A 9,766-nucleotide genomic window follows, 5' to 3' on the forward strand; every position below is an offset into this window, starting at 1 on the left:
CGGTACATGGCGAGGCAAGCTGCGGGCAGGCCGAACATCATGACCGGGAAGAAGCCCGACATGAAGCCTCCCGCGCTCGGATCGCCCGCGAAGAAGCGGTTGAGGTCGCCTGTCTTGCCCTGAAAATCGCCGATGATGAACCAGGCGACGTTGTTGAGCACATGGTGCAGCCCGGTCACGATCAGCAACCGGTTGAGCACGCCATAGACGAACAGGCCGGTCGTCCCCGACTGGACGACGCCGTAGCTGAGGATGTTCATACCGCGGTCGATGTACTCGAAGCCGAACCCGACGATCGCAGCGAGCACCAGCCCGGCCAGGCCCGACAGGATCGGCACGAACCGCCGCCCGCCGAAGAAGGACAGATAATCGGGCAATTTGATCGTCGAAAAGCGATTGTAGAACGCCCCCGCGAGCAGCCCCGAGACGATGCCGATCGGCACCGACAATTTCCCGATCGCCCCGTCGCGCCACGCCGCATCGGCCAGCGCGGCGATGTCCTTGCCCATGTTGGCGGTGGTCTCGGGCGGGACGTTGAGCCAGGTCATCGCCCCGCGCGTCGCGACCAGGAAGCAGACCAGTCCCGCCAGCCCCGCCGCGCCGTTATTGTCCCTGGCGATGCCGACCCCGATGCCGAGCGCGAACAACAGACCGAGATTGTCGAAGATCGCCCCGCCGGCCGCGGCGACGAACGGGATGTCGAGCAGATCGGGAGCGCCGAGCCGCAGCAACAGGCCGGCGATCGGCAGCACCGCGATCGGCAGCATGAGCGCGCGGCCGAGCGGCTGGAGCGATTGCAGCGAGAGCTTCATTGGCCTTGCTCCGACAAAGAACGGACGAGCGCGCGGACGGCATCGGCGTCAGGCGCGGATAGAGCCTGCGCGGCGACCGCGCGGCAGCGGGAAAAATCGAGCGTGCGGACCAGCGCCTTGGTCTCGGCGACCGCCGCCCCCGGCACCGACAATTCGCTGACCCCCAAGCCGATCAGCAAAGGAATGGCCTCGGGCTGCGCCGCGAGCCCGCCGCACACGCCCGTCCAGCGCCCATGCGCGGCGCCGCCCCGCACGGTTTCGTCGATCAGCCGCAACACCGCAGGGTGCAGGCCGTCGAGCCCCGCCGCGACCGCCGGGTTGGTGCGGTCGCGCGCGAGTGCATATTGCGACAGGTCGTTGCTGCCGATCGAGAAGAAGTCAGCCTCCGCCGCCAGCGCCGCAGCGGTCAGCGCCGCCGCCGGGGTCTCGATCATGATGCCGAGCTCAGGGGCCCCGACGCGGAGTTCGCTCGCTAGCCGGGCAAGCGCCTCGCGCGTTTCGATCAGCTCGGCACGGTCGGCGACCATCGGCAGCATCAGCTTGAGCGCGCCGCGTGCCTCGACCCGCAGCAAGGCACGAAGCTGCGTATCGAGCAGGTCGCGCCGCGCGAGCTGGAGGCGGATGCCGCGCAGGCCGAGCGCCGGATTCTCTTCCGCCGCGATCGCGATATACGGCGCCGGCTTGTCCGCCCCGATATCGAGCGTGCGGACGATCAGCGGCCGGTCGCCGAGCGCATCGGCGATCGCCTGATAGGCCGCGCGCTGCTCTTCCTCGTCAGGTGCCGTCGCGCGGTCGAGGAACAGGAATTCGGTGCGCAGCAGCCCGCAGCCCTCGGCCCCTTCGGCCACTGCCGCACGGGCATCGACGGCCGAGCCGAGATTGACGACCACTTCGATCCGCGTGCCGTCGGTGGTGACTGCCGGCTCCTGGGCATGCGCCAGCGCAGCCTGTCGCCGCGACCGCCGCGTCTCGATCCGCGCGCGCGCCGCCACCGCCGCCGCCGCATCGGGCGCGATACGCAGCGCGCCGTCCTCGATCACCAGCTCGCGGCCCGGCTCGACCCGCGCCAGCGCGTCGCCGAGCGACACCAGCATCGGCAGCGCCATCCCCGCCGCGATGATCGCGACGTGCGAGGTCGTCCCGCCGCGCGCGGTGGCGATCCCCGCCAGCCCGGCATCGCCCAGCGCCATCAGCTGCGACGGATAGAGCTCGTCAGCTATCAGGATCGCGCCCGGCGGCGGCGGCGCCTGCTCCGGCGCGCCATGGATCGCCAGCACCACGCGACGCCCGAGATCGTTGAAATCGTCGATCCGTTCGGCGAAGCGTGCATCGCCAGCGCCGCGCAATTGTTCGACATAGCCGGCGAGCGCCTGGCGCCCGGCGAAGCCCGCGCTCCTGCCCGCCGCGATGGCGGCATCGGCAGCCTTGGCCAGTTCGGGATCGTCGAGCAGCACGAGATGCGCCGCCGCGATTCCCGCGCGATCGCCCTCGCCCGCGGCATCGGCCGCGAGTTCCGCGCGTATCTTGGTCTTGCCCGCGGCCAAGGCGGCACGTTCCGCCTCGACGCCGGCGCCCTGTTCGGCAATCTCCGCGACCGGATCGACCGGCCGGAACGCCGGGCCGATCGCGGTGCCCGCCACCGCGACCACGCCCTTCAGCACCGACGGCAGGTCGACCGGCGCGGCAGGCGCGGCCATGGGTGGAGGCGCGACCGGCAGCAACTCGCCCATCCCGCTCGCCAGCAGATCTACGACCGCCGCGACCCCGTCGGCATCGCTGCCGCGCACGACGATCGCCGCGCCGTGCGGCAACGCCAGCGCGAGCATCGCCACAGCGCTCCGCGCCGACGCCACGCGTCCCGACGGCGCGACGATCTCGATCGTCCCCGGATAGCCCGAAGCGAGCTGCGCGATCCGCGCCGCCGGCCGCGCGTGCAGCCCATGCGCGAGCGGCAGGTCGAGCGTCCGGCTGACGACCGGCCCCGCCGCCCCCGCCGCCGCGACCGCCTCGCCCAGCGCGCGGAAATGCATCACCGGCTCGCCCGCCACGACCGCGCGGTTCGCGACCGGCGCTTCGACCGCGAACGCCTCTCCATTGGTGACGATCACCGGCGTGACGAGGCTCTTCGCCATCCGCGCCAGCCGGTCGAGGTCGAATTCGACGAGCAGGTCGCCCGCCGCCACGCGCTGGCCGTCGGTCACCTTTGGCGCGAACCCCGCGCCGCCCAGCCCGACCGTCTCCAGCCCGATATGCAGCAGCAGCACCGGTCCGGCATCGAGCTCCAGCGTCACCGCATGCCCCGCCGGATGAACCGACAGCACCGTCCCCGCACCCGGCGCGACCAGCCGCCCCTCGACCGGGTCGATCGCGACGCCGTCGCCCAGCATCTTCTCGGCGAACACCGGATCGGGCACGTCGCTCAGCGGCGTCGCCCAGCCCGCCAGCGGGCTCGCGATCGTGACGCTCATCGCGCCGGGCTCAGGGTCAGTCGGTCGAGCATCCACAAAGGGTCGGGGCCGGTCTGGGTGAAGGTCATGCACAGATCGTGGCGTCCCCGTTGCGGGGGCAGCGATCCGCTGATCGTGCTGACCCCGGTGTTGCGCACCGCCGCGCCCAGCGGGATGCTGGCGACGACCGGCCCGGTGCAGCCATCCAGCCGCACCTCGAGTTCACCGGTCGGCGTGCGCGGCTTGTCGAACACCACCTTGGCCAAAGCCTCGCCGATCGAGAAGTTGAACGGTACTTGCCCGACCTCGGCGGTGATCGAGGCGATGCCGTCGAGATCGGCGCGCTTCCAGATCCAGCAGGGATGCATGATATTGCCCCAATGGATCCGGCGCACGCCATCGGTCGCGCCGTCATCCTCCAGCCGCAGCGCCACGCCCGACGAGCATAATTCCAGATCGGCCGCCCCGCGCGTCCGGAGCAAGGCGCCGGTCACCGTCCAGTCGCGCCCGGTCCCGAGCGGCACGCCGCCGGCGAAGGCACGCGCGCGCAGCCTGGTGCCTTCGGGCAGGGCTAGCGCGCCGTCATAGGCCGGCGACGCGGCGGTCGGCGCACTGCCGTCGATGGTGTAGCGCAACGTTCCGATATCGGCCGGCTGGCGCAGCTTGACGCCCAGCTTTCCACCTTCGCCGTCGAAGCTCGCCAAGGGCTCGAGCGGAGTCATGTTGTAGGCGAACCCCAGCCGCTTGTAACGCGCGAATTCGGCCGGCAGCCGCGCCGCGAACCCGTTCCAGTCGCGCTTCGCCGCCGGCGTCCAGCCGAGTTCGGCGAGCGCCGCGGCGCGCGGCCACAACATGCGGTCGGCATAAGCGGTCAGCCGGACATGCTCGGTCCACAGATTGACCTGTACCCCGAGCAGATGCCGCCGCTGTTCGGCGTCGAGCGCGGCGGGCGCGGGATCGAACGTGTAGATATGCTTCCAGTCCATCACCCCGCCGCGCCCCGGTGGTTCGTCACCCGATTCGCTCTGGATGTGGTCGAGGTAGAAATCGGGCGAGGGCGACAGGATCGCATCGTGCCCGGCCTTGGCGGCGGCGACCGCGCCGTCGACGCCGTGCCACGACATCACCGTCGCCGATTGGGGCACGTTGCCGTCGAGAATCTCGTCCCAGCCGACCAGCCGCCGTCCCTTTTTCTGCAGGTAATCGCCGAGCCGCGCGACGAACCAGCCCTGCAATTGCTCCTCGTTCTTGAGACCGAGCGCCTTGATCCGGGCCTGGGCACGGGGATCGGCCTTCCACTGATCCTTGACCGCCTCGTCACCGCCGACATGCACATAGGTCGAGGGGAACAGGTCGAGCACTTCGTCGAGCACGTTAGTCAGGAACGTGAAGGTCGAATCCTCCGTATTGTAGAGGTTGTACATCACGCCCCAGTCCGAGCTCGGCACCCTGGGCGGGGTCGGGCTCGACCCCAGTTCGGGATAGGCCGCGATCGCCGCGGTCGCGTGGCCGGGCATGTCGAGTTCCGGCACCACAGTGATGTGGCGCGCGGCGGCGTAAGCGACGATCTCGCGTATTTCGGCTTTGGTGTAGAAGCCGCCATAGCGCACCGGCTTGCCGGTCTTGGCATCGACCCCCGCCGCGCCGGCCGGCTGCCGCCACGCGCCTATTTCGGTCAGGCGCGGGTAACGGTCGATCTCGATCCGCCACCCCTGATCGTCGGTCAGGTGCCAATGGAGGACATTGAGTTTCTCCATCGCCATGCGGTCGATGAGTTGCTTGACGTAGGCGGGCGGCTGAAAGTGCCGCGCGGAATCGAGCATCACGCCGCGCCACGCGAAGGTCGGCGCATCGTCGATCGCGACCGCGCCGAGCCGGCCATTGGTCGACCCCGCGATCAACTGCCAGAGCGTGGTTGCGCCGTAATAAAGCCCGGCATCGGTCGAGGCTGACACGGCCACCCCCGCAGGGGTCACGCGCAGCCGATAGGCTTCCGCGCCCTTGATCGACGGGTCGCGGCGGAAGCGGATCGTCCCGTTCCTCGCCAGCGCGAGCTTCGGCCCGCCGGTGCGCGCGACGAGCTCGGCCAGCCGCCGCGCGGCCGCCGTGCCGCCGGCATCGTCCGCGGCGATCGCGGCACGGGCGAAAGAAAAGCTGCCGGCCTGCGACGTCACCGTCGCGGGCATCGGCAGCAAGGGGAGGGTGGGTGCGGATTGTGCCGCCGCCGGCACGCTCGACAACATGACGGCGGCGAACAGGGTGGTGCGCATCGGGTGATCCTATGCGGTCTTGCCGATGCGCGACAACTTAGAAGTGGACCTTGCCGCCGATCCAGAACGTGCGCCCGTTATTGTAATAGGCGCGCGGGATCGAGGGATCGCCCACGAAGTAATAGAGCTTGTGGTTGAGCAGGTTCTGCGCGTCGGCGGTCAGCGCGAAATTCTTGGTCAGGTTGATCGTCAGCGAGCCGTCGAGCGTGCCGAAATCGGCCTGCCACATCGGCGTCGCGCGATCGATTCCCGAGCGGAATTTCGACCGGAACGTATAAGCGAAGCGCGTCGAGATCAGCGAGTTTTCGTAATAGGCGGTGACGTTGAACGTATGCTTCGACGCGCCGTCGATGACGTCGCCGTTGCTCGCCTTGGCATCGGCATAGGTATAGTTCGCGAGCAGGCCGAATCCGCCATAGATCGGCTGCTGCCAGTTGATCTCGACGCCCTTGTTGGTGCCGCCCTGTCCGTTGACCGGTCCCTGGATCAGGAAGTTCGCGCCCGCCGGGTGCTGCTGCGTGATCAGGAAACGCGTGGTGGTCGTCGAGGTGACGTAGGAGTCGATGTCGAGGTAGAACAGATTGACCGAGAACAGCGCCTGTCTGGCGTAATAATATTCCGCCGCGACGTTGAAATTCCACGCCCGGGTCGGGTTCAGATACGGGTTGCCGCCCGCCGTCCCGGTGAGCGCGAGGTCGCTGACCGTGAACGCGCCGGCCAATTGGGCATAGCCCGGCCGCGTCATCGTCCTCGCCGCGCTGGCACGCAGCAACAGGTTGGGCGCCGCCTTGAACGTCAAATTGGCGCTCGGCAGGATGTCCCAATAGCTGCGGTTGACGTGATTGGTGTCGCACCAATTCTTTCCGTCCGCCTGCAGCGGACAGAAGATCGAGTTGACGCGCTCGAGCCCGCCGGCCGCCAACGGGTTCGGCGTATATTGCGTGGTTTCAAGCTCGGTGCGGACTGCCCGCACGCCGATATTGCCGCGCCAGCTGCCTTCCTCGCTGCCCAGCTTGGCCATCGCATACACCGCCTCGGTCTTCTCCTTCACCGAGAAGCTCGCCTGCGGATAGAAGTCGAAGATGCGGCCGCCGTTGGTCGCGAGTTCGGCCAGCACCTTGGCCTTGTCGGCCACGGTATAAGGCGGGAAGTCGACCATCCCGTCGAGGAAATTGTCGGGCGTCGCGCCACCGGCATAGACCGTGCCCAGGCCGATCGTGTTGGTGCCCGAATAGAGGCCGTTGCCGGGCCAGGAATAGGCGGTGTAATCGACCGCGCGCTTGTGGTTGGTATAGCGCCCGCCGATCTTGATCGATTTCAGGAAGTCGCCGTCGAACTTGTATTCGGCATCGGCCCGGACATAGGTTTCGGAATCGGGCGACAGGATGCGGCCGCCCCATGACCAGCTGTAGTAATTGTTGAGATAGGCGGCCGACGTCGGATCGGTCGGCAGGCCGGGGTAATTGACCGCTGCGCCCTTACCATTAATCGCGTAATTGACCCCGGTATTCCAATAGGTTTCCCAGGCGTAGGTGTCCTTGGTGGCGCCTTCGCCCTTGGTATAGCCGACCTCGCCCGACAGGGTCAGGCGATCGGTCGGATTCCACTTGGTCTCGAGATTGATGACCCAGGTCGACGAATAAGCGTCGCGGAAGATGTCGTCCTGGACGCGGCCCTGGATCGGGTTGCCGTTCACGTCGAGCGCGTTCCACGACGCGGCGGTCAGATAACCGTTCGTCACGCTGTAATTGGCCAGGGCATAGGGACGCGGGAGACCCGTCACCGGGTCGATCCCCGGCGTCGAATTGTTGCCGATCACGCGACTGATCCAGGCCATCGAGTTGCGGTTGACGTTATTGGCGTCCATCCGCGTGTAGATGCCGTTGAGCGTCACTTCGAACTGGTCGTTCGGCTTGTATTGCAGAGCGACGGTGCCGCCCTTGCGGACGCGCTTCTGGGTGAAATAGGCGGCACCGATGAGGTTGGGCGCGGTTACCGTCTGATTGGTGCCGGCGAAATTGTTGTAGGTCGTGTAGCCGAGGAATTCCGGGCCATCGCGGCGGAATTCGCGCTCCTGATAATAGCCGGCGAGCAGGATGCCGAACGTGCCGTCCTGATTCTTCCAGCTGTAGAGGCCGGACACCTGCGGCTTCACCTTGTCGGCGAGGTCGTTGTAATTGGCCTGCGCGGTCAGGCTGAACGAATTGGCCGGCAAGTCGAGCGGGCGGCGGCTGTAGAGATTGATCGTGCCGCCGATGCCGCCTTCCACCAGGTCGGCTTCCGACGATTTATAGACCTCGAGCTTGCCGACGATTTCCGACGGCAACAGGCTGAAATCGAAGCTGCGCCCGCCGCTGGTCTGGTCGAGCACGAACCAGTCGCCGGTAGCGACCGAATGGCCGTCGAGCAGGGTCAGGTTGAGCGTCGGGTCGGTGCCGCGAATCGAGACCGACTGGTTCTCGCCGAAGCCGCCGGCGGAAGCCGAACCGGTGACGACGTTGACGCCGGTCAAGCGGCCGAGCGAGTCGGCGACGTTCTTGTCGGGGAATTTGCCGATGTCCTGCGCGGTGACGACTTCGGACACCATGTCGTTGTCGCGCTTGGCGTCGAGCGACGCCTGGATCGACGCGCGGATGCCGTTGACGATGATATCCTTGCTCTGATCCTGAGCATCGCCGCTGGCCTGGCCGCTGCCGCCATCCGCCGGCGCGGTCGCCGCGGGCGCGGTTTGCGCGAAACCGGGCGCGGCCATAGTCAGCGCGAGTACGCTTGCGGTACAGGCGAACATCGCCCGGCGCGTCTTGGCTTGGAAATTGACCATGATCTTCCCCTTCAAACCCTGGATTGGATCGTACCAAAACACGACCAACCGTCCCTGTCTGGCTCGTCCGGTCTCGTTTCGTCGCCGGATCGAGCGCGTTGCGGAGGCCATAAAGGCGCATTGGTCATTAAATTGCAATACCAAAATCAATACCAGTGCGAATATATCGCTTTTTGGTATTGAAATGGCATTATCGAATGGCCTAAGGAAAGCAGCGTCAGGGGGTTATCCGCCATGTTCGTCGATCGCGTAGGAAAGCTGCCGGAAGGGGATACGGCGCCGCTGTACCAGCAGCTGCAGCGCGTGCTTCGCAGCGCGATCGAGCGTCAGGTCCTGACGCCGGACGAGGCGTTGCCGCCCGAACGCGACCTCGCTTCGGCCTACAACATCTCGCGCGTGACGGTACGCAAGGCGCTCGACGGCCTGGTCGATGCCCGGCTGCTGACGCGCCGCCAGGGCGCCGGAACCTTCGTCGCCGCCCGCGTCGAGAAGAATTTCGCGACCATCTCGTCTTTCACCGAGGACATGATTTCGCGCGGCCGCGCACCGCACAGCGAATGGCTCGCCCGCACCGAGGGCGCAGTCGCCCCCGACGAGGCGATGGCGCTGGGCCTCAGCCCCGGTAGCCAGGTCTATCGCTTCACCCGCATCCGCTATGCCGACGGCGTGTCGATGGCACTCGAATATGCGACCGTGCCGGCGAGCTCGCTGCACAGCCTCGATGCGGTCACCGAATCGCTGTACGAAGCACTTGGCCCGGACCGTCCGGTCCGCGTGCTGCAACGCTTTCGCGCGGTACTGTTCACCGACGAACAGGCCGAATTGCTCAAGATCGACCGCAACTCGCCTGCGTTCGAAATCGAGCGGCGCGGCTATACCCAGGACGGGCGCACGGTCGAATTCACCAAATCATGGTATAGAGGTGACGCCTATGACTTCGTCGCCGAACTGAACGTCCCGCCAGCCTGAGTCCGCCGCAGTGCCGCTTCTCCCCCAGGATACGTTGATGTTCGCCGAGGCCGCCGAATCGGCCGCCGCCGTCGCCCGCCAGGCTGAGCGCCAGCGCGAGGCGCGCACCGCGCTGGCCGCGGCACTGCGCCGCGATCCGCCGCGCGCGGTGGTGACGCTGGCGAGGGGCAGCTCCGACAACGCCGCCACTGTCGCGCGCTACCTGGTCGAGACACATCTCAGGCTGCTGACCAGCTCGGCGGCGCCCTCGGTCGCGTCGGTCTACGAGTCCGCTCCCGATTATACCGGCACCCTGATGCTGGCGATCTCGCAGTCGGGCCGGAGCCCCGATCTGATCGCGGCTGCCGAGACCGGCAAGACGGGCGGCGCGCAATTGGTCGCCTTGGTCAATGACGAGAGCTCGCCGCTGGCGGCAATGGCCGACACCTTCCTGCCGCTCGCCGCCGG

Annotated in this window: 6 protein-coding genes; 2 read left to right on the forward strand and 4 right to left on the reverse strand. The window is 67.4% G+C overall.

Annotated elements, in window-relative coordinates; translation table 11 throughout:
- From ACTHJR_RS00770 to ACTHJR_RS00785, 4 genes are all read right to left on the reverse strand, one after another.
- Positions 1 to 812 (reverse strand): PTS transporter subunit EIIC (locus ACTHJR_RS00770; protein ID WP_440521126.1); only part of this gene is annotated, 812 nt, incomplete at its 3' end.
- Positions 809 to 3,280, reverse strand: a complete 2,472-nt coding sequence (gene ptsP / locus ACTHJR_RS00775) for a phosphoenolpyruvate--protein phosphotransferase (protein WP_440521127.1) — start codon at positions 3,278 to 3,280, stop codon at positions 809 to 811. The genes ptsP and ACTHJR_RS00770, both read right to left, overlap by 4 nt.
- Positions 3,277 to 5,529 (reverse strand): family 20 glycosylhydrolase, encoded by a 2,253-nt coding sequence (locus tag ACTHJR_RS00780; protein WP_440521128.1) that lies wholly within the window; start codon positions 5,527 to 5,529, stop codon positions 3,277 to 3,279. The genes ptsP and ACTHJR_RS00780 overlap by 4 nt, the downstream gene beginning before the upstream one ends.
- Before the next feature lie 37 nt (positions 5,530 to 5,566).
- Positions 5,567 to 8,350, reverse strand: a complete 2,784-nt coding sequence (locus ACTHJR_RS00785; RefSeq protein ID WP_440521129.1) for a TonB-dependent receptor — start codon at positions 8,348 to 8,350, stop codon at positions 5,567 to 5,569.
- Between the two features lie 234 nt (positions 8,351 to 8,584).
- On the opposite strand from ACTHJR_RS00785, the gene ACTHJR_RS00790 reads away from it, so the two are divergent.
- A complete protein-coding gene (locus ACTHJR_RS00790) occupies positions 8,585 to 9,319 on the forward strand; it encodes a GntR family transcriptional regulator (protein ID WP_440521130.1) in 735 nt (244 codons plus the stop codon).
- A 37-nt stretch (positions 9,320 to 9,356) separates the two neighbouring features.
- Positions 9,357 to 9,766: SIS domain-containing protein (locus tag ACTHJR_RS00795; protein WP_440521131.1), on the forward strand; the 410-nt coding region annotated here is incomplete at its 3' end.

Source organism: Sphingomonas sp. (assembly GCF_051962185.1).
Classification (GTDB): domain Bacteria; phylum Pseudomonadota; class Alphaproteobacteria; order Sphingomonadales; family Sphingomonadaceae; genus Sphingomonas.

Excerpts from the sequence above, each read along its gene's own strand:
- ptsP (WP_440521127.1), bottom strand. The coding sequence starts at position 3,280 with ATGAGCGTCACGATCGCGAGCCCGCTGGCGGGCTGGGCGACGCCGCTG.
- ACTHJR_RS00790 (WP_440521130.1), top strand. The coding sequence starts at position 8,585 with ATGTTCGTCGATCGCGTAGGAAAGCTGCCGGAAGGGGATACGGCGCCG.
- ACTHJR_RS00785 (WP_440521129.1), bottom strand. The coding sequence starts at position 8,350 with ATGGTCAATTTCCAAGCCAAGACGCGCCGGGCGATGTTCGCCTGTACC.
- ACTHJR_RS00780 (WP_440521128.1), bottom strand. The coding sequence starts at position 5,529 with ATGCGCACCACCCTGTTCGCCGCCGTCATGTTGTCGAGCGTGCCGGCG.